The sequence below is a fragment of the Kastovskya adunca genome (genome assembly GCF_059505785.1).
The window spans coordinates 1-20,354 of the sequence record NZ_JCACLG010000015.1 but is presented as its reverse complement, the minus strand read 5'-3'; the positions used below and the strand labels follow the sequence as shown (position 1 = coordinate 20,354).

19 protein-coding genes and 1 tRNA gene are annotated in these 20,354 nt (G+C 48.3%); 10 read left to right on the top strand and 10 right to left on the bottom strand.

Annotated elements, in window-relative coordinates:
* Positions 1 to 15: 15 nt before the first annotated feature.
* From AC5JR3_RS04620 to AC5JR3_RS04600, 5 genes are all read right to left on the bottom strand, one after another.
* Positions 16 to 1,167 (bottom strand): RRXRR domain-containing protein, encoded by a 1,152-nt coding sequence (locus tag AC5JR3_RS04620; RefSeq protein ID WP_495843491.1) that lies wholly within the window; start codon positions 1,165 to 1,167, stop codon positions 16 to 18.
* 400 nt (positions 1,168 to 1,567) lie between these two features.
* Entirely contained in the window at positions 1,568 to 2,509 is a 942-nt protein-coding gene (prmC, locus tag AC5JR3_RS04615; RefSeq protein WP_495843606.1) for a peptide chain release factor N(5)-glutamine methyltransferase, read from the bottom strand.
* 37 nt (positions 2,510 to 2,546) lie between these two features.
* On the bottom strand, positions 2,547 to 3,317 hold the full coding sequence (locus AC5JR3_RS04610) for a Tic22 family protein (protein WP_495843489.1): 771 nt from the start codon (positions 3,315 to 3,317) through the stop codon (positions 2,547 to 2,549).
* Between the two features lie 478 nt (positions 3,318 to 3,795).
* Positions 3,796 to 3,869, bottom strand: a tRNA-Pro gene (locus AC5JR3_RS04605).
* Between the two features lie 119 nt (positions 3,870 to 3,988).
* Positions 3,989 to 4,513: a GNAT family N-acetyltransferase gene (locus tag AC5JR3_RS04600; RefSeq protein WP_495843487.1), complete on the bottom strand. Its 525-nt coding sequence runs from the start codon at positions 4,511 to 4,513 to the stop codon at positions 3,989 to 3,991.
* Between the two features lie 464 nt (positions 4,514 to 4,977).
* On the opposite strand from AC5JR3_RS04600, the gene AC5JR3_RS04595 reads away from it, so the two are divergent.
* Together AC5JR3_RS04595 and AC5JR3_RS04590 are read left to right on the top strand one after the other, a co-directional pair.
* Positions 4,978 to 5,703: a hypothetical protein gene (locus AC5JR3_RS04595; RefSeq protein ID WP_495843485.1), complete on the top strand. Its 726-nt coding sequence runs from the start codon at positions 4,978 to 4,980 to the stop codon at positions 5,701 to 5,703.
* Positions 5,704 to 5,860: 157 nt separating this feature from the next.
* Positions 5,861 to 6,781 carry an alpha/beta fold hydrolase gene (locus AC5JR3_RS04590; RefSeq protein ID WP_495843483.1) on the top strand — a complete coding sequence of 307 codons (921 nt, stop codon included), beginning with the start codon at positions 5,861 to 5,863 and terminating at the stop codon, positions 6,779 to 6,781.
* A gap of 207 nt (positions 6,782 to 6,988) precedes the next feature.
* Here AC5JR3_RS04590 and cysH read toward each other — a convergent pair whose 3' ends face one another.
* On the bottom strand, positions 6,989 to 7,720 hold the full coding sequence (cysH, locus tag AC5JR3_RS04585; protein WP_495843481.1) for a phosphoadenosine phosphosulfate reductase: 732 nt from the start codon (positions 7,718 to 7,720) through the stop codon (positions 6,989 to 6,991).
* Between the two features lie 92 nt (positions 7,721 to 7,812).
* On the opposite strand from cysH, the gene AC5JR3_RS04580 reads away from it, so the two are divergent.
* From AC5JR3_RS04580 to AC5JR3_RS04570, 3 genes are all read left to right on the top strand, one after another.
* Positions 7,813 to 8,079, top strand: coding sequence for a glutaredoxin family protein (locus tag AC5JR3_RS04580; RefSeq protein ID WP_495843479.1), 267 nt, complete (start codon positions 7,813 to 7,815; stop codon positions 8,077 to 8,079).
* Positions 8,080 to 8,219: 140 nt separating this feature from the next.
* Positions 8,220 to 9,707 carry a UDP-N-acetylmuramoyl-L-alanyl-D-glutamate--2,6-diaminopimelate ligase gene (locus AC5JR3_RS04575; protein WP_495843477.1) on the top strand — a complete coding sequence of 496 codons (1,488 nt, stop codon included), beginning with the start codon at positions 8,220 to 8,222 and terminating at the stop codon, positions 9,705 to 9,707.
* Between the two features lie 119 nt (positions 9,708 to 9,826).
* Positions 9,827 to 10,474 (top strand): HAD-IB family phosphatase, encoded by a 648-nt coding sequence (locus AC5JR3_RS04570; protein ID WP_495843604.1) that lies wholly within the window; start codon positions 9,827 to 9,829, stop codon positions 10,472 to 10,474.
* 192 nt (positions 10,475 to 10,666) lie between these two features.
* On the opposite strand, the gene AC5JR3_RS04565 is transcribed toward AC5JR3_RS04570, so the two are convergent.
* Positions 10,667 to 11,332 carry a class I SAM-dependent methyltransferase gene (locus tag AC5JR3_RS04565; RefSeq protein ID WP_495843475.1) on the bottom strand — a complete coding sequence of 222 codons (666 nt, stop codon included), beginning with the start codon at positions 11,330 to 11,332 and terminating at the stop codon, positions 10,667 to 10,669.
* A gap of 255 nt (positions 11,333 to 11,587) precedes the next feature.
* Between AC5JR3_RS04565 and AC5JR3_RS04560 the strand changes: the two genes are divergently transcribed.
* Together AC5JR3_RS04560 and AC5JR3_RS04555 are read left to right on the top strand one after the other, a co-directional pair.
* Positions 11,588 to 12,019, top strand: coding sequence for a hypothetical protein (locus tag AC5JR3_RS04560; protein WP_495843473.1), 432 nt, complete (start codon positions 11,588 to 11,590; stop codon positions 12,017 to 12,019).
* 209 nt (positions 12,020 to 12,228) lie between these two features.
* The gene (locus AC5JR3_RS04555; protein ID WP_495843472.1) at positions 12,229 to 12,999 is read left to right on the top strand and encodes a hypothetical protein; all 771 of its coding nucleotides are present in this window, start codon (positions 12,229 to 12,231) and stop codon (positions 12,997 to 12,999) included.
* 167 nt (positions 13,000 to 13,166) lie between these two features.
* Here AC5JR3_RS04555 and tftA read toward each other — a convergent pair whose 3' ends face one another.
* Positions 13,167 to 14,519, bottom strand: coding sequence for a hormogonium tapered terminus morphoprotein TftA (gene tftA / locus AC5JR3_RS04550; protein WP_495843470.1), 1,353 nt, complete (start codon positions 14,517 to 14,519; stop codon positions 13,167 to 13,169).
* A gap of 425 nt (positions 14,520 to 14,944) precedes the next feature.
* Between tftA and dnaG the strand changes: the two genes are divergently transcribed.
* The gene (gene dnaG, locus AC5JR3_RS04545; RefSeq protein ID WP_495843468.1) at positions 14,945 to 16,900 is read left to right on the top strand and encodes a DNA primase; all 1,956 of its coding nucleotides are present in this window, start codon (positions 14,945 to 14,947) and stop codon (positions 16,898 to 16,900) included.
* On the opposite strand, the gene AC5JR3_RS04540 is transcribed toward dnaG, so the two are convergent.
* Entirely contained in the window at positions 16,897 to 17,406 is a 510-nt protein-coding gene (locus AC5JR3_RS04540) for a pentapeptide repeat-containing protein (protein ID WP_495843466.1), read from the bottom strand. The genes dnaG and AC5JR3_RS04540 overlap by 4 nt on opposite strands.
* Positions 17,407 to 17,562: 156 nt before the next feature.
* On the opposite strand from AC5JR3_RS04540, the gene AC5JR3_RS04535 reads away from it, so the two are divergent.
* Positions 17,563 to 18,102, top strand: coding sequence for a YraN family protein (locus tag AC5JR3_RS04535; protein ID WP_495843464.1), 540 nt, complete (start codon positions 17,563 to 17,565; stop codon positions 18,100 to 18,102).
* A gap of 240 nt (positions 18,103 to 18,342) precedes the next feature.
* Here the strand turns inward: AC5JR3_RS04535 and AC5JR3_RS04530 are convergent, their stop codons facing one another.
* Positions 18,343 to 18,732, bottom strand: coding sequence for a hypothetical protein (locus AC5JR3_RS04530; RefSeq protein ID WP_495843462.1), 390 nt, complete (start codon positions 18,730 to 18,732; stop codon positions 18,343 to 18,345).
* Positions 18,733 to 19,159: 427 nt separating this feature from the next.
* On the opposite strand from AC5JR3_RS04530, the gene queA reads away from it, so the two are divergent.
* Complete coding sequence (gene queA / locus AC5JR3_RS04525) at positions 19,160 to 20,248, top strand: tRNA preQ1(34) S-adenosylmethionine ribosyltransferase-isomerase QueA (protein WP_495843602.1); 1,089 nt, start codon at positions 19,160 to 19,162, stop codon at positions 20,246 to 20,248.
* The last annotated feature ends 106 nt before the right edge of the window (positions 20,249 to 20,354 follow it).

Sequence of the window (20,354 nt, the reverse complement as noted above, 5' to 3'; positions counted from 1 at the left end):
GTTACAATCTTTGATTTAGCGGGAGAGGAATGCCAGTCCTCTGTGTAGGTTTACAATTAAGTGACTTGAGTAACGAATCAATCGGGTGTTTTTGTCAGTTACGCCCTGCTTGAGTCGCTTTTTAACAGGGAAGAATTGATACAAGTCGTTGGCGCTGATATACCCTTTAAGGGTGGTCACTGATTTGTACTGAGCCTTGTCGAAGTAGCCAAGCCGAAGTGTTGAGCGCTTGGTTTTGTACTCCACATAATCTCCATTCTTAAAAGAGTGCGTCCCATCAAACCCGCCGTAGGTGTCACGAACTCCACCTTTTTGAACGGTTAAGTCGTGCATTTTACGAGGTCTTGAAGGAAGGCGTTCTACGATACCAAAGGGGAAAGGTGTCACTTGGATTAACCCCTTCCACTCTCTACCTGTTTGCATCCCTGTTGTACTAACTGCATACCGGATGAAGTGTCTAGCTGCTTGCGCTATGGCATCCGATACGTGTGCGGCAGGTGTTTGCTCTGCCTTATTTTTGGACTTAGGCAGCTTGAGCCACTCCCTTGTCGCTTCAGTTTCCCACCCTTTAACTAAGATCACTAGGAAGTGATTCTCTAGTTCTTTGATGAGAAATGTTTGACCTTGGGCGGCAATAGTAAAGCCAGGTCTATTTGACTTGTTGAGCCGCTCCACGTAGGCGTGAGTGATTGGGTATAGTCGTCGCAGTTCATCTACAACCCTTAGTTCTAGCTGTTTGTTGGCTCGAATACTAGGAGGTAGCTTAGATTGCCGACGATTATTAAATCGCTTCTGTCTGTGGTTGCGACGTTTGAAGGGAAGACTTCGTTTGATTCGTCGCCCCCGTCGTGTTCTCCGAAGTACAGCTCGTTCTGTTAGTCGTTTTTGGACTTGCTTTTTGGGCAGATTAAGATTCAACCCAATTAAGGTTTCTTGTTTAGACTGAATAGCCACCCCGGTAAAGCACGAGCCTGGGTCGATACCCAAACTAATGTCTTGAGTGTTTCTTCCTGATGGTTCTTCAACAAGTTGAACACAAAATATCCGCAAGTCGTTCTGTACTATTTTGGCTTTGCCGTCTCTAATCCAGCGCCTTGCTCTTGATGATGAGGTGGGCATCGCCGGAGTCCCATCAGGATTAAGAACTGGTACACGTTTGTTGAACATTGGAGATAATCCAGATAACTCTGTGTTTGTTGGTGGTCGTTGACTTGCGTTGTCCTGAGCTTTGCCGAAGGCTTCCGCCGTGAGCGTCAGCGTTCGACTGAGCGCTCACGCCGAAGTCCGAACGGGTCGAAGTAGCCTAGTCGAAACGTTGTCCAGCTACACCTCGCCCATTCTTTGTCGCGATTCCTAACAACTGGTTAGGTCAAACAGGTAATCCTTGCTGGTGTGGCACAAGGAGGTGTGTAACGCCAAAGAACTCGAACACTGAGCGTTTAAGCCGAAGTGCGGTGGGCTATTCAGCGTTTCGGCAAGCTCAACGACCGCTTGCTTTACGCTTGGAGTCCAGTGTTTCTCCTCAAGCTCCCGTTAGAATCTTTGATTTAACGGGAGAAGCTGACCCTTACACTCGATACGCTAGGGCGAAGCGCTCAATTCCTGCTAAGTCAGAAAAGCTTTGAATCTGGCGGTAGCTGCCTTGCTGATGTAGTAACTGAGCAACTGTCTCTGCTTGCCCCTCCATCATCTCAATCAGCCAAATGCCGCCAGAACGAAGATAGTCCGGTGCTGTGGCAATTAACTGCCGAATGCAGTCTAAACCATCCGCACCGCCATTGAGGGCAAGGAATGGCTCATGCTCTTGCACTTCCGGTTGGAGTTGGGGAATTAGAGAAGCGGGGATATAGGGCGGGTTGGACACCATGCCACTGAACTGACCTTTCAAGGCGGCTAGAGGCTCCCACCAAGAGCCTTGGTAAAAGCGAATACGGTCAGCTAAACCATTCTCCTGGGCATTCTGTTGGGCGATCGCGACCGCCTCAGCACTACAGTCCACCCCATGAACGGTAGCCGCCCCAAAGGCATCTGCTAGTCCTAGGGCGATCGCGCCACTTCCCGTCCCTAAATCTGCCCAATGTCCAGCCGCCAAGGAAATAGCGGGGCGTTCTTTGGCAGCAGCGACTGCCAAATCGATTAGGTACTCAGTTTCTGGACGGGGAATCAGGACAGCGGGAGAAACCTTTAGGGAAAAATGACGCCAAGGCGTTGTCCCTGTCAGGTACTGTACGGGTAAGCGCTCCTTGAGGCGGCGCTGCCACAGTTGAGTCAGCACAGTTAACGGAAATCGCAGGTTGATATGCGATCGCCCTTTAAATGACTCCAAACGCAGTGCCAGCGCCTCAAGGTCAGATACTTCTTGCAGCAGCCAGTCCACTTCCGCTGTAGGAATCCCCGCAGCACTAGCAGACTGTTTGGCATCCTGACGCCATTGCCAGAGTTCCCAGCCAGATACCGCCAGTGTCTGCGAAGCTGTGTGGGCGAAATATGTCTTGTCTGCTTCCGAAATATCCAAGCTACTTATCCCCAATCAGCTTTTTTATCCCTTATCGCCGCTGATTTTGAGGCGCATTTGCAGGGGCAGCTTGCATCGTCCGCAAAAATTCCTGAGACTCCCGCGATGGCACCAACACGATCCGGCTCAGTTGCTGGTCATTGCGTTCTTGCAGCGTGGCGATCACGCCTTCTAAAGGCACAGCCTGAATCTCGACAGTAGAGGCAAGATTTGGCTGTTGCTGCTTAAAGCGCTCCACCATTGTCTGGAGTTGCTCTTTATCAAAAAAGAAGGGAATGACTGGCTCGTTGCCCTGTTGGAGCGTTAGATAACCCTTGTCCTGCCCTCCTCTGGCAACAAATAGAGGCACCCCTTGAAATTGCTGCTGACCTCCAGCCGTGAGTGATTGGGCAGCTTGCACCTGCTGCTGTACAGGGATAAATGCAAAGTCCAAACCATCAGGCTTGTTATTGTTTTCTCGATCTAGTTGGTAAATCTCTCCCAGAGATACAGGTACAACTTGTACCGTTCTTCCCAATTCTGGATTGTCCCGCTTTAGTCGCTCTACAAACGATTGAGCATCCCGTTGGCTGATGAAGACACCAGCAACATTCGCTGTCTGATTGTTTTGCCCATTGGGAACCGAGGCAACTAGAGGTGCCCCTTGGGGATCGGTGACAGTGAACACGGGAACAGATTGTAGCTTTTCTTTGACTTGTGCGTCGGGTAACGCGATCGCCGGCAAGTTACCTGCAAACAAGGAGCCGATGAGAGTACTCCCTACTAATCCTAGCGTTGCGCTCCAGCGAACCAATGATTTCATCGACATTACCACCTTAATAGTTTTATCTTGGACAACCTGTCGCAACTAAAATCATGCTCCGACAAGGCAAGGGCATATTGAGTTAACGGCTAATCGAAGCAAAGATTTATCCACAAAGACTGATTGCTGCTGTTCAATGTCTACATTCTTTGATAACAGGACTTTGCTCTGACGACTAGCAGTGTTTTTCCCAGACTTTGTTCGATTTTGAATAGTTCCACTAGTTCCAGAGCATTGTTCAGCATCACTGCTCAAAAATCAAGGTACTGACCCTGACACATTACATTTATGAAAATCTCGCAACTGATCCAACCTTCATCAGTGTCTACACCCTAGCCCTAAACTGATTAGCACCGTCCTTTGTTGTTATAGAACTGTCCTGCGGATTTTTGCAAGGTTTAGTTACTAGAAAACAACAAACCACTAATCTTAACGATTAATGCTAATACCTTTGAGCGGTAATGAAGAAATTTTTCAATCGGGATGACAGGATTTGAACCTGCGACATCCTGCTCCCAAAGCAGGCGCGCTACCAAGCTGCGCTACATCCCGGAATTTGACTTTAGCTAACAGACTTTTAGATGGGTCGTACCAAAACTAAAATTCCGTTGGCTATGTCATTATAGCTGATCTTGGCACTTCTAACGACAAGATCAGTAAACTTTCAAGAGCTAGTCTGGGTACCAGAACATACCCTTAATACCTTCTGGATCTGGCATAAAACCCATACTCCGGTAGAAATTCACCACCTGAGGATCGGCAAAAAGCGTTATGTTGCTGATGTCCTCGCTACGGAGTTTTTTAATCGTATACTTCATCAGTGCCTTCCCCAGCCCTTTGCCTTGGAATTCTGGGTGAACAACCACATCCCAAATGGTCGCATTGAAAGCGTGGTCGGAGGTGGCTCGCGCAAAACCAATCAGTCGCTTGGTATTTCCCCGTTGTTGCCACATCGAAGTCACCAAGAAGCTATGCTCAATTGCTTTTTTGACCTTGCGTAGCGGACGCCGTGCCCAACCCACTGCATCACATAGTTCCTCTAGTTCATAGAGGTCAATGTCTCGGTCTGTACTAAAGAAAATACGCGGCTCATTGCCGGAGCGATCGCCTGTACCATTAACGGAACCGTCTAGTGGTGTTACAGGGGACGCTGCTGCTGCGTCAGAACTGCTAAACAAGCTTTTCCAAAAACCCATGCAGGTGTGATAATGGTATTTCTAGACTAGGTCTCTCCAAAAGTCAGCGTATACCTGGCTTGAGGAGCTGAGAGTGGCTACTAAAAGTTTATACTGAACCCTAGAGGTGCAAACGCCCCTACCCTCTAAAAACCTCATCAGGAAAAAGATAATTAACCTTTCAGGGGGCTTCTAGGTAGATATATACTCTCATTATATTCAGAGTGGCAGAAAGACAGGATGCGGAGACTACTCCTAAAGCCTTAAATTCAGCCAAAACCTTGCGAAATAGATAATAACACAACCTACGTCGTTCTATTGCCCAACCGCCGCACTAGCAAAGGGCTAAAGAAGTGACCGTATTTAGCTAGACTGGGGCTATTGAAACTATTCACCAGCATCGAAGGTTCTTCCATTGAAGGACAATTAAGCTCCCTTTCAACTGAAAGGGCTTTTAACCTGGCAAGCGAGTCTTTTCCTTACTTATGGCTGCAGGTTTAAAATCATCAACACTAGAACTCCTCAAACGCTTCAACCGAGCGTTTCCTCAGTTCTATGAGCAGTTTGTCAGTAGCGAGATCCAACTGCAAAATCTCCGCCTCGCCTACCGACTTTACAAAAGCAAGCGGGCAGTCATCGAGATTAAACCAGAAGGCAGTAAAAGCGCCTTACATTTTGCCTATCGCAATCAATCTTTCCTTTTAAGTGACATATTTGGCGTACTGGCAGCTTATGGACTGACAATTCATAGCCTCAGTCTCTACGGTCAGATTAGCCCCCCCATGCTGGTCTTTATCAAGCTGGTGGTGTCTCGCGGAAGCAAAGCCCTCACCGATAAAACGGCAGAAAATGTCTGTCGTGCCGTGCGAGAAGCCCTAGCAGGGCGCTTTGAAGTCGAAGAAATGCTGGCAGTAGAATTTAATCTTGATGCGGGTTTAGAGCAGGTAGAAACAGAATTTTATGTAGACCCAGTTTTTCATCTTCCCGCATTGTTAATTGAGGCAGACAACCAGCCAGGGCTGTTTTATAAGGTGATGTACGCCATTTGGCAGGAAGATTTACTAGTCGTCAACGCCAACTTGCTAGTGTGGCGGGGGCGAACGCGCTTAATCCTCTACCTGCTAGGCCCCAATGAAAGCTTGATCCCGGAGTATTTGGGTCAAAAGATCGCTGAGAGTGTGCGGCAGCGTTTACTAGGACGGCGGTTTTAGCAATTGGGGACTGGAAAATAAAATAGGGAGGGTTTAGCCAAATTATTGCTGATAAATAGGAACCCGTGACTATTTTCAACAGACAACTAACTAAATATGGACAATTGACAATGAGCACAAAGCACTAACAGCCCAAAGCTCAGGATAGGATGAAACTATGGCTACCATCAATATCCTGGGGGCGAGTCATGTCTATGAATTGACGCCTCCGATTGCATCATCTACCCCTGTCCTAGTTTTTATTCACGGCTGGCTTCTCAGTCGTAGTTATTGGCAACCCTTGGTAGAGAGATTAGCACCAGACTATCAGTGCTTAATCTATGACCTCCGGGGCTTTGGGGATTCTCAGCCCCAGTTGGACAATGATCGGGAACCCCCATCTCTTGACCTAGAGGTGCAAGAGACGAGTGCTGTTGACTCAGGAATTGGCAACTATACCCCAGCCGCTTATGCGCGGGATTTGGGAATTTTGTTGCAACAACTTAATATCACCAATGCCTGGTTAGTCGGTCATTCACTGGGAGGGACAATCGCCTTGTTTGGGGCATCCCAGTTACCTGAGTATGTGCAGGGAGTAATTTGTCTCAATGCTGGAGGGGGGATTTATCTCAAAGAAGAGTTTGAGCGCTTTCGGACGGCAGGTCAAGAAATTGTCAAGCGACGCCCGCGTTGGCTGCTTTATCTTCCGTTGATTGATTTAATATTTACACGGACGCAGGTAGCCCGCCCAATTGCCCGTCGTTGGGGTAGGAAACGGGTGATAGATTTTGTAGCCGCCTGTTCAGATGCGGCTTTAGGAACGTTACTAGATTCCACAACGGAAGCTGAGGTGCATCGACTGCCTCAGATTGTGTCAAAACTGGAGCAGCCCGTTTATTTTATTGCTGGCGTGAAAGATCAGGTGATGGAACCCAAGTATGTACACCACCTTGCCAGCTTCCATAAACTCTTTGGGGCTTGTGGCGACAATGTGGTGGAAATCCCTGACTGCGGGCATTTGGCAATGTTGGAACAGCCAGATGTCGTTGAGGCAGAAATACGCAGGATTCTCAAGCAAGAAGGAGCTAATTTAAGTTAGGGTGGGCATTGCTGACGATAACGCTTGAAATTTAGATAAAAAGCTGTTTCTGAACAATTCTCACCTTACAAGCAAGTTAGGTTTATTGAGGCGCACCTAAGTTATACCATTTCGCTTTTGAGAAGCTACAGTTAGATCCCCCCTAACCCCCCTTAAAAAGGGGGGAGCAAGAAAAGTATCTGTAGCAAGCATTTAGAGAATCAGGATTTAGATGTGGATACCGCACTCGGTTTTGCCGCTCCCACGCCAGCGTCCAGCACGTTCGTCTTCGCCTTCAGCAACGGCAGTTGTGATCGGTTCGTCGCCGATGCTGGCGTAGCCTTGGTCGTGTAGAGGGTTGTAGATGACGCCGTGTTGATTGACATATTCCCAACTTGCTTGGCGAGTCCAGTTAGCAAGAGGATTGATTTTGAGGCGTCCTTGCTTGTCTTGCTCAAAGACGGGCATATTGGCACGGGTGACGGCTTGATCGCGACGACGCCCGGTAATCCAAGCAACAGTATTTAATTCATCTAAGCCCCGTTGTAGAGGTTCGATTTTGGTGAGGTGGTGGAATTTTTCAATATCTTCGTCCCAAAGAGCGTCGCCGTATTCGGCAGCGAAGGCTTCGCGGGTATCAATGTTGGGGATTTTATAGGTTTTGAGGTCTAAGTTGTAGGTTTCTTTGGTTTTAGCTACTAGTTCTAGAGTTTGTGGGAAGTGGTACAGTGTGTCGAGAAACATCACTGGTACGGGAGTTGCTGGCTTCAGGTCGCGGTAGAAAATATCGGTGATGATTTGGTCATCGACATTGAACGCGCTTGTTTGTACTAGTCCGGTGGGGATATTTTCGACACACCACGCGAGGATTTCTCTAGGTTGGGCGTTTTCAAATTGTTGATTGAGTGCCTCCAAGTCAAACTGGGCTGTTTGAACTGAGGCTTGTGTGCGATCGCTCATAAACGTTTTTCAGTGAATAATTACTAAGTGTTTCTGAATTTAGATTCTATCGGTAAACGCACATAACCCGACCAGAAAAGGGGATTTTAATCATGCAATTAATTCTATACAGCAAGCCTGGTTGTCATCTCTGTGAAGGTTTGCAGGAAAAGCTTGAGCAAATTCAAAGCCTGGATTTAGAGGTGCGCGATATCACTACTCGTGAGGACTGGTTCGCTGCCTATCAGTATGAGGTGCCTGTACTGTGTAAAGAGATGGCTGGAACGGAAAAACTGATTCCTCGTCCTTCACCTCGTGCCACCGTGCCCCAATTGGAGCAATTGTTACAGAAGTATTTGCCCGCAGATGAGCCAAAATAGGCGCAAGGGAGGTGGGGGATGAGGTGATGAGGGGATGGGGTAATAAGGGGAAGAGGAGAACCAATAACTGTCATGCTTCATCCTTACACCCCGACTCACCGATAGAAACACTAATGACTAACTTGTGAGGAGTGTTGGAGATGAAGCTGCGTGAGTTATTAGCACAGGTTCCAGAACTTTCACCAATGCCTAACCATCCGGCTGGGGATGCAGAAGTGAAGGGACTGAGTACCAATTCCCATGCTTGTCAACCGGGAGATGTGTTTATTGGGATGCCGGGAACGCGAGTGGATGGGGGAGAATTTTGGAAGAGTGCGATCGCTAGTGGTGCGATCGCGGCACTGATTTCTCCTCAGGCAATTGAAAAAGCTGGAAGCGATGAGCGAGTTATTTCAGTAAAAGATATTGCGAGTGCCTGCGCCCAGGTAGCGGCGGCGTTCTACGGTCATCCGGGGCAACAAATGCAACTGATTGGGGTGACAGGGACAAATGGGAAGACCACGACAACTCATTTGATCGAATTTTTGCTGACCCAATCTCAGTTACCAACCGCCTTACTCGGCACGCTGTACGTGCGCTGGGGCGGTTTTACACAAACGGCAGTTCACACCACCCCGTTTGCGGTGGAGTTGCAGCAGCAGTTGTCGCAAGCACTGGCGGCGGGTTCTCAGTATGCCGTGATGGAAACTAGTTCCCACGCATTGGCACAGGGTCGCGTCCGGGAATGTCCCTTTGAGGTGGCGGTGTTTACCAACCTGACTCAAGACCACTTGGACTACCACCGGGACATGGAAGATTACTTTCAGGCTAAAGCGCTCTTGTTTAGTGAAGAGTATTTACAAGGGCGGGCGGTTGTTAATGTGGATGACTCCTACGGACGCACCTTGATTGGGCAACTAGATCCCGATCGCGTCTGGAAGTATAGCGTGCAAAACCAATCGGCTGACTTGTGGACTAGCGGTCTTACTTATGAGCCGAGTGGCGTTAGCGGACGGGTGCATACACCGAAAGGAGAGGCAGATTTTCGCTTACCCTTGGTCGGTCAGTACAATTTAGAAAATTTCTTGGCAGCCGTAGGAGCCGTACTCCATCTAGGTGTGGATTTAGAGAAGATTGTGCAGGTGTTGCCTCAGTTTGACGGCGTTCCTGGACGGATGGAACGGGTGCAAATTAGCCCAGAACAGGATGTGAGCGTAATTGTTGATTATGCCCACACGCCGGATAGTTTGGAGAATTTACTAAAAGCGGCGCGACCGTTTATTCAGGGCAAGATGATTTGCGTGTTTGGGTGCGGGGGCGATCGCGATCGCACAAAGCGTCCGAAGATGGGTAAGATTGCTGCTGACTTAGCGGATGTTGCTGTCGTGACTTCAGATAATCCCCGGACAGAGGAGCCAGAGCAGATTTTGCAGGATATCTTGGTGGGAATACCCGCAACAGTGGAACCGATGGTAATTGGCGATCGCGCTACAGCCATTCGCACCGCTATTCTGCAAGCTGAGCCTGGAGATGGTATTTTAATCGCCGGGAAAGGTCACGAAGATTACCAAATTTTAGGGACGGAGAAAATCCACTTTGATGACCGGGAACAAGCTAGAGATGCCCTACAAGCGCGGTTAGGGTCTTAGATCCCTTCTCTTTGTCTTACAAGGGTGGTGTGGGGGCGTGTAGCTATACGTCCCTACTGATTTAGGATTGCTAGATCAGACTTTATTCAGACTTAGATGTATCGATGGCGGAGCAAATTATGAAGCGGGTTGTCTTCTGCGACTTTGACGGCACTATAACAGCAGAAGAAACATTTGTGGGGATGCTAAAAACCTTTGCCCCAGAGTTATCTGCTCAACTAATGCCAGAAATGTACGCCATGCGGCTAACGCTGCGAGCAGGAGTTAGGCAGCTATTAGAGTCTATTTCGTCAACGAATTATCCCGAAATCCTGGAGTATGCCCGACCAAAGCCAATCCGCCCTGGATTTGCCGAATTATTAGATTTTCTTGACCACGAAAATGTCCCCCTTGTGGTTGTTTCCGGTGGCTTGCGGGGGATGGTGGAGACGGTGTTGGGTTCCTTCGTTGAGCGGGTGGCGGCGATCTATGCGGTGGATGTGGATAGCAGTGGCGATTTGCTGCGGGTGCATTCTGAATTTGAGGAAGACACAGAACTGGTTGCCAAAGTGCGGGTAATGGCACAATACCCCGCCGATGAGCAAATCGCCGTTGGTGACTCGGTGACAGATTTAAATATGGCTCTAGCTGCCCCAGTTGTCTTTGCTCGCGATCGCCTTGCCCAATACCTTGAGGAACGCCACAAGCCATACATTCCCTGGAATGACTTTTTTGATGTACGCGATCGCCTCTCCCAACATTGGGCTTTGAAAGACACCGAGAGTTAGGGCGAGGGAGATGGGGTGCAGGGGTGCAGGGGTGCAGGGGTGCGGAGGAGCAGGGGAGCGGAGGAGCAGAGGAGAGAAAAATTGACGACGATTAGCCATTACTCCAATCGCCTATTTCATACTTCATACTTCACCCTTCATACTTCATCCTTTCTCCCCTACTCAGGACTCAGGACTCACCGACTCAGGACTCTATTTACCTTTCAGAGCGAGGGTGAGTCCATCGGCAATTGGAACCATGCTTAGAGTAATGCGCTCGTCTTCGTGTAGCTTCTCGTTTAAAGCTCGAAGGGCTTTGGTGCTGCCGTTTTGGATATTGGGATCGGCGACTCGTCCACTCCAGAGAACATTGTCAATGGCAATCAGTCCACCGGGGCGAATTAGTTGCAGCGATCGCTCATAATACCCGTCATAATTTCCCTTATCAGCATCAATAAAGGCAAAGTCAAAGCTTTCTGCTTGCCCGTTGGCTAAAAGTTGGTCTAAGGTTTCTAGGGCAGGAGCGATGCGTAAATCAATTTTGTCAGCCACACCTGCGGCTTCCCAGTAGCGGCGGGCAAGAGTGGTGTACTCCTGGCTGATATCACAGGCAACAATCTGACCATTGGGAGGCAGGGCGAGGGCAACACAAAGGGAACTGTATCCGGTAAAGACACCAATTTCCAACGTCTTGGTTGCTCCCATGAGCTGTACTAACAGTGCCATAAACTGCCCTTGTTCAGGAGCAATCTGCATTACCGCCATTTCATGCTCAGCCGTTTCTTCTCGCAATTGCCGCAAAATTTCTGGCTCTCTCAAGGATGTAGAGAGAAAGTAATCATAAAGTCGGTCGTCAAGGTTGAGAGTTTTATTTGACATTGGCAATTTAAAAGTTGGGCTTACCTAATGTTTATAGTATCGAGGTGTTGATTCAAGAAGTCAGGCTCTGTGCTTTCTTTGTGCGATCGCCTTTCTTTAAGTGATGGTGGGGATGAAGGAAATTGTCTTTCCTAGGGAATATCAAACTGCCTTACTGTGGTTGGGTGAGATGAGCTGGAGAGACTGGGGGAGGTTTTCCAGGAGCCAGAATCGGTACTCTAGGAAATGGGTTTTTGTGAAAAAGTAGGGTTATAAATGAACGCTCAATGGTGCCAGCGAGTTTTGATCGTGATTTTGATTGGGCTGCTGACAGCCTGTGGTACAAGCACGCCACCTCTGGGACTAGCACCGAGTAAGCAACTGGTACAAAAAGCGATCGCTCTCCAGCTTAGTCAAACCCAACAACGCCTAACCCAGCAACTACAAGCTTCTCCCCCGAAATTTGAAGTCCCACAAGTCAAGCTCAAGCAACTAGAAGCGATCTTTGTTGAAGACTTACCCACTTATCACGTTCGCGGTACTTATAACCTCAAATTCAATCTGCCTGCTCAGCAAGTGACTCAGGAAAACAATACTTTTGATATCTACTTGCAACGCCAGAAAGAAGGCAAAACTTGGCGTTTGTTGCGCCCGGAAGTGACGGGTAAAAATACGGCGCAAGTCTGGCGAAGCTACTTAATCCGCTAAATCATTAGTAGTAATTATTTAGAGAATTGCTATGACAGTAGAAAGATTGTCATAGCGTAGTGAAACTCCTACTCTCCTATCTTTCCCGGTGCTAGACAAAAGGGAAAAGGGGCTTTTGTGAAATTGACGAAACTAGCACAAGGCTTTGAGTTAAAGCAGTGACTCTTATGCAGGATCGAAACTATCTTTCGACGTGCGAGACAGGGTAAATGTTTCTTAACTACATTGGTTTAAGTGCTGGATTCGGAATTTTAACATTGCTAGTTTTTGGGTTGCTGCAATGGTTAAATGTCTCAGCGGGACAGTTTATTGATTGGGCGATCGCGGCGGCTAGTTTTTCCTGGTTACTGGTAATTGTGACGATACCGTGGAATATTCACTTTGAAGCGAGGGAAGTCTTAGCTGAGGCGTCGGTATCTGATGAAAAGGGAATTGCCCTTGATACCCAGCAACTAGACTACGTTAAAACGGTGTCGCGTCGCTCGTTGTTAATTGCGATCGCGCTGCACTTACTTTCAGCGATCGCGCTTTACAGCCTCGCCGCCACCGGAATTAGTGTTGTGGGTTACGTCAGTTCAGGCGCAGCCTTACTCCTAACCGTCCTGCGCCCCATAGTCCGCGCCTATCAATACCTCGCCGCCCGACTGGCGATGATTCGGCAAGAATTTAACTATCCCCGCGAAGACGTGGTAGAACTCCGTTACCGCTTCAGCGCACTAGAAGAAAAAATTAAGCATATCGAAGAACAAATGAACCCAGAAGAACCCTACTCCTGGGTTGCTACTTACAACCGCCAGAGCAAAGAAACGCAAACGGAACTACGACGCCTTGTAGCTTCATTAGAAACATTACAGGCTAAAAACGAAGCCGATCATCAACGCCTCGCCCGCGAAGCTCAAAGCGCGATCGCCCAACTCACTGTAGATAGCCAATTCCTCGACCACGTCCGCGAAATCATCCGCTTCGTGAAAACGGCTTAACCAGCCCTCTAAACAAAGTGTGACCAAATTAGGGCTTGCAGCAAGCTTAGTATCTTGAATCGGGCAAATGTCTCCGTCGAGGTGTCTTTAGAAAATTTGTAAGTTGGAGAATTTGAGAATGACATCATTCTTGGAGTAGTGAGGATAAATACAATTAATTGCCTCGACTACAACAAATTCGCAGACTCATACAAACGCCTGACTGTTGCCATAATCTTCGCACCATACTGTAAATCTGCTGACCAACGTCCACTGAGCTGCGGAACTAAAGGTGCAATCCCACGGGCGACAAATCGAAAGCGAGGATCGACGATCTCCAGCACTAACGGCTCCACACTCGCGTAGGCTTTCAAATGCTGAACCTGCGCTCGGACGCCGATACGGGCACTTGGGAAGGAAGCCGTTTCAGCTCCGCCACCGACTGTTCCTAAACCCGCAAAGTTGTTTTGACTCGGTTTGAGCACGCCACCAAAACGCAAAAAGCTAGTTTCTACGCACATTTGACAAAAGGCAATGTCGTAGTTAACTCCCTCAATTGCTGCCTCTTCTCGGTAGAGTCTAGCGATGTCTGGAAACTGGGAGAGGGCATCTTCATTATTGGACTTAAGGAACATCATCAATTGCACTTCTGAGGTATTCCCTTGCCCCATAATCCGGTCTATCTGACCGGGACAGATTTGCAGAATTGAGCGCAAAATAACGGTACGTGTGGCATTATCCCAGCCGACAGAGACGTTGTAATCCCGCAAGTCAACCGCTTTGACATAGACTACACCCCGGTAGAGCACGCGACGAATATCAGGGACAGTGGTCAAATCGATTCCCAGGCGATCTACTAAGTCAATGGGGACGTAGGCATTGCTGTTGATCAGAACGCCTTGTTCTTGGTAGGTTCGATTGTTAATGTTGATATTAATGCCAGGATAAGTTGGCTCCGGGACTGTAGGACTTGTGCCGGAGACAGCCCGACTCCAAGCTGCTAGCCCGTCAGCAATACCTAGAGCCATGTCGCGCCTTCTATTAATAATCAAAGCCCGGTCATCGGGGTTAGTGAGAAAGCCTACTTCCATCAACAGTGAGGCAACGGAAACCTGACGGAGAAAGGCTAAACTCCCAACGGCTGTGTTCGTGTCTGGTTTCGCTCCCCGGCTAGGTAGTTGAGGGAGGCGGCGTAAAAGTGCTAGAAGCAACAGTTCTGCATGGTTCTTGCGCTCGGTGTTGTTGGTGATGTAAAAGACACTGGCTCCTCGGACGCTGGGGTTAGAGAAGGCGTCGGCGTGAATTTCTAGTGCCACATCACCCGGACGAGCACGGGCATTAATCCATTGGATACTCGCTCTTAAGCTCAAATCATCCGGAACCGAGAAAACTTCAAAACCACGCGATCGCAACTCTGCCACAATCTGATCGCGCAGCAAAATCATCTGAGTTGCTTCTGTTGTCCCTCCCGATATCGCTCCAGGATCGCGAATACTTCCCTCAAAACCACCATGACCCGCAGAAATAAAGATTCGTCCCATCTGGCGCTATGTCCCAACACGGCTTCAGCACTCAATCATATATAACATTGGTTGTCTCCCGGCAAGAGGGCACAAAGCCTTGATAAAACTAAATTTTTTATATATAAGCCTAATTTTGTCCTAAATTGAAGCGATATTTGTTCAGTTATGAAACTTGATGTTTTTCTGAATTCCAATATGAGATGTAGTCTTTTTTAAGGTTTATTTTAAATAAATTACTTAAGTTAATACCAGTAATAAACAGCTTTTTTGTAGTTTCATGGTTACATAAATTATAGAAAATGGTTTTGACAAATCCTGTAGAGATATCCTATACAACGTCTCTACAGAATCTAAAGTTTCAACATTAAGGCTCTAACATTAATAATTGTGAGTATCAAGGTAATTTAAAATAAGTTATATCCTGAGTTTCCCTATCGACTGAAGTGCAAATTCCCCGCCTACATCCAGAAACGATTGACGAAGTTAAGCAGCGTGCTGACATTGTGGATGTGATTTCAGAACGCGTTGTTTTACGCAAGCGAGGGAAAGACTATACAGGCTTGTGTCCCTTCCATGAAGAAAAGACACCCAGCTTCAGCGTTAGCCCCAGCAAGCAGATGTACTACTGCTTTGGCTGCCAAGCCGGAGGAAATAGCATCACGTTCCTGATGGAATTGGGCAAGCGCTCGTTCAGTGATGTGGTGCTGGACTTGGCGGGACGCTATCAGGTGCCCGTGAAAACCCTAGAACCGGAACAACGGCAGGAACTCCAACGCCAGCTATCGCTGCGAGAACAGCTTTATGAGATTTTGGCACTCACGGCTGAGTTTTATAAGCACGCGCTGCGGCAACCGCAAGCTGGGCAAGCAAGAGAGTATCTCAAAGACAAGCGGCAGTTGAGGGAAGAAACAATTCAACAGTTTCACCTGGGTTATGCCCCCGCAGGTTGGGAAACCCTCTATCGTTACCTAGTGGAACAAAAAGGCAAACCCTTACAACAGGTAGAGCAAGCGGGCTTAATTGTGCCGAGGAAAAAAGGTGATGGGTATTACGACAGGTTTCGCGATCGCCTAATTATTCCCATCCACGACACCCAAGGGAGAACGATTGGGTTTGGGGGGAGAAGTTTGGGGGACGAGCAACCCAAGTACCTCAACTCTCCAGAAACTCCACTGTTTGATAAAGGCAAAACCTTGTTTGCCCTAGATAAAGCCCGCGACGCGATTGGCAAGCAAGACCAAGCCGTCGTCGTGGAAGGATACTTTGATGCGATCGCCCTCCATGCGGCAGGAATAACCAACGTTGTTGCCTCCCTAGGAACCGCCCTCTCCGACCACCACGTCCGACAACTGCTACGCTACACCGACTCCAAGCAGATTGTCCTCAACTTTGACGCGGACGCCGCTGGAACCAACGCCGCCGAACGGGCGATCGCAGAAATTACCCCCTTAGTCTATAGCGGGCAAGTGCAACTGCGGGTTCTCAACTTACCAGAGGGTAAGGATGCCGACGAATTCCTCAAAGCCAATCCCGATGGCGCAGAAAAATATCAGGAACTCTTAAAAAGTGCTCCTTTGTGGCTCGATTGGCAGATCAGCCAACTCCTGAGCAATCAAGACCTCAAACAAGCCGATCGCTTTGGGCAAGTTGCCCAAGAAATGGTGAAGCTACTCCGCCAAATCATTGATGACAACCAGCGCACCCATTACATCCGTCACTGTGGAGAACTGCTCAGTCAAGGAGACTCGCGCCTCGTCTCCCTCAACATTGAAAACTTACTGGCTCAAGTGGGCAAACCCCTGAGCAACAAACCCAAAAAATCTCACACTTCTCCTCAAAAGCCGTTCTCAAACCTTGCCCTACCTATCGGTTCAGAAGACCGCCTTTTAGAAGAAGCCGAAGCGCTGTTGCTCCGCATTTACCTGCACCAGCCAGAATATCGACAGGCGATCGTTGATGCCTTAGAAGTACCAGACCTGATTTTTAGCCTTTCCCATCACCGCTTTTTATGGCAGCAAATTCTCGAACTCCAACAAGACCTTGAGGCATCCACGCCAGCCCTTGACCCCCTAATTTCCCTACTGCAAGAAAAGAGCCTACAGTTTCCTACAGAAATGGCTCAGGTGGCACATCTGTTTCATCTAGATGAGAAACAGGAAGAAGATATTAGTCGTACTCCCTTAGTGATTCGCGCCGCTATTGCCTGTTTAGAGCAGGTGGCGTGCGCTCATCGGCGGCGTTACTGCCTAGAACAATGGCAAAAACTCGACCCTTCAAAGGATCTCAAACGCAAGCAAGACTACTGGGAACAGTTCTCCGAGGCAGATCGGCAGATTAAGGAGTTAGAGAAAGTTCGTAATGCGGCTTTCTCGGAGATTGTTGAGATGACAGCTCTTTAAGGACAAAACAGCGTATCGCGGGTATCGCGTCCCGTTACCGGATTGGTGCCACTCGCCACGTCACAAAGCTGCTCTTGGATATCTCGACGTAACAAAACATCAGTAAAATCTGCCCCTTCGATATTGGCTCCCTGAAACTTGGCATTGCTGGCAAACGCGCCTTCAAGGATAGCGTTTTTTAAATTCGCGTTAGTTAAACGCGCCGCATCCAAGGTCGCGTAACTGAGGTTTGCTCCTTCGAGATTGGCAGATTCAAGATTGGTAGCAAAGAATCTGACTTCCCGTAAATCAGTGTTGCTCAAGTTACTGTTCCGCATGTTTGCTTTGGTAAACTGCGAATCCGTCAGCACTTGACCAGAGAAGTCAGCCCCGACTAAATTTTCTCGGTTGTAATCGATTGCTAGAGCTGGTGTAGCGATCGCCCCAAAAATCAATACACTAGCAACCACTAAGAGAACTAAACTAGACACAATTGTGGGGAAACTTAGAGATTGCCAACGTTTCATAGAATTTTTTGTCACAAACAACTGTACTGCTCTGTAACCACAACCTTGAGTAACCTTCAGATCAGGTGTGGCATTTTTCCGTAATTTTACCAGCAAGTCATCTCAGCGCATTAAAAGCCCTGGCACCAAACCCACCCTAGCCACTTGATAAACTTAATGCCCGATTTGGGAGAATTAGGAGAACAACTCGTCGCGCAATGGTTACAGGAAAATGGCTGGCTGATTGTGCAGCATCGTTGGCGTTGTCGCTGGGGAGAGATTGATTTGATTGCCCAATACGCGCCGATTCGTAGCGTCGGCGTCTCGTCTGACGGGGAGGGAACAGGTAAGCCCATTGCCAGCAACAATTCCTCATGCCCAATTTTGGTGTTTGTCGAAGTCAAGACACGCACTTCAGGCAACTGGGATGCCGATGGATTACTTGCCATTACACCGCAAAAACAAACAAAAATGCGGAAAACTGCCCAAATGTTTCTTGCCGAGCATCCCCAGCTAACAGATTTTCCTTGCCGCTTTGATGTGGCGCTAGTGAGTAGCACCAGGCAAAACAGACAACAACTACACCGCCAGGAGCAGGAAGCATTAGAGGTAGGGATTTTCCCTAGACAATTTCCCTCTGTCACTTTTGGGCAACCCGTGTCTGTAGCCGGGTACCAACTCACCCTACACGACTACATCCAGTCGGCTTTTGATTAAACAACAGGTTTTAACTTGAGCCGTCGGACGGCGTAAATAATTAAAGGTTTGTAGTCAGGGCTAAATTCCTAACTCCAAACAATTTTAATAGCTTTACATAACTTTACACAATTTGATTTATTCTCGCCTACTTCTTTAAAAAAAAATTAATCATTAGTCCGTCGTCTCTTGACTTTGGTCTAATGATTAATGGAAACAAAAACGGCTAAATAAATTTATGTAGCTTAGGGCTACCTTGACTTAAGCTAAGGTTTCTGGGCAGTATCCCAAACCCATTGTGAATTGCTGGCGAAACGCTTCAATATCGCTATGATCCGGATTACCATGAGAGACGACAGCGACTTGATAACGGCGCATAACCTCGATAGGCGACTGTCCTGTTTCTAGGCTCCAAAGCGCCATCTGTAGGCGGATTTCGGGATCGTAGGGGATGCCAATTTCATGCATAAATGCCCGGAAGTCTCCATGTTGGTGAGGACTTAGGGGTCGGTTCATTTTTACTTTCACAACCCAACCATCAATTTGATGAATCACCGTCATGAAACGGACGGGAAGTTGGGGCGTTCTGTGTAAGTACTCGACCACCCGTAGAGTCAGACTGGCATTTGCCAAGAAAAAAAGGTAATCCATAAGTGTTCTTGGACTTTATCCGAGGAGTTCTATACATTTATTCTCCCAAGAGTTACTGGATGGGGGTAGGGGCAACTCCCCCGATATAAGATGGGGGACTTTACCCAATTTTCCAAAACTTTTTTTACTAGGCTTTTCAGTAGTTTGACAGGTAGCGATCGCCAAACCCGGATCAGGATGAAGAATGATTGATGACGGGAATTGGCGATTAGTGAGAATGTGATTAGATTAGCGAGTCCTAAAAGTCCAAACAGTGAGCAGAAAGGATGCACCTCTCCCGCTATAACAGATCAGGTTTAGCGCGGTTTAAGAGCAAAACAATAACATGACTAAAATCGACGATAAGAGCAATCCCCCCCACCTCGACACGGAAAACTTGATTCAGGCAGTAGATCCCCCTAGTAGCGTGACAGACTCTTTGTTCCCGATGGATAGCCATGAATTCCCCGATCAACTGCTATCGAGTTACGACTACGAGCTACCAAGTGCTTTAATTGCTCAGACTCCCCTGAGTAAGCGAGATGGTTCTCGCTTGCTGGTGGTGGATTCACCCACGCATCACCACTGTATTTTTCGTGACTTACCCCAACTGCTGCAACCTGGAGACTTGTTAGTCCTCAATAACACCCGTGTCATCCCAGCGCGACTGTATGGACATAAAACCACAGGAGCACCTGTGGAAGTGTTGCTTTTAGAGGAGAAAGCGCCTAACTGCTGGCTAGCGCTGGTAAAACCAGGCAGACGGATCAAACTAGGGGCAACGATCATCTTTACCCCAAACGAACAAAGCGACACCTCCATCGCCAGTCTCACAGCAACTGTTGTAGAACGAGATGAAGCAACCCGTGGGCGTTTGTTGCAGTTTAACGTCCCTGAGGGGGAATCTCTAGAGCATTTATTGAACTACTACGGTCAGGTGCCACTGCCCCCCTACATTACCGATTCTGAGGCATCACCAGAGCAGTATCAGACCGTGTATGCCCAACACTCCGGCGCGATCGCGGCTCCCACCGCCGGGTTACATTTTACAGACGAACTACTAGAACAATTACAAGCCCAAGGTATCCAGCAGGCATCCGTAACCCTGCACGTCGGCGTGGGAACATTCCGCCCCGTAGAAGCGGAGGACATTACCGCTCATCAAATGCACGGCGAATGGCTGGAAGTCCCCCCCGCCACTGTTGACCAGATTCGCGAGACAAAAGCCAGAAAGGGGCGAGTAATTGCCGTTGGTACCACAGTAGTACGGGCATTGGAAGGTGCGGCGGCGGATGGCGAATTGCAACCCTTCCAAGGCAAGACGGAGTTGTTCATTTATCCAGGTTATCAATGGCGAGTGGTGGAGGGTTTGATTACCAATTTCCACTTACCGCGCTCTAGTTTGCTGATGCTCGTCAGTGCTCTGATCGGGCGTCAGCGTTTATTAGATTTGTACCAGGAGGCGATACAAGAGCAATATCGCTTCTATTCCTTCGGTGACGCGATGTTGATTTTGCCAGAGGTAAGGACTAATTAGTCCTGAGTCCTGAGTCCTGAGTCCTGAGTCGGGTAGAAAGGGTGAAGGATGAAGTATGAAGGATGAAGTATGAAGGGTGAAGTATGAAGGGTGAAGTATGAAGGGT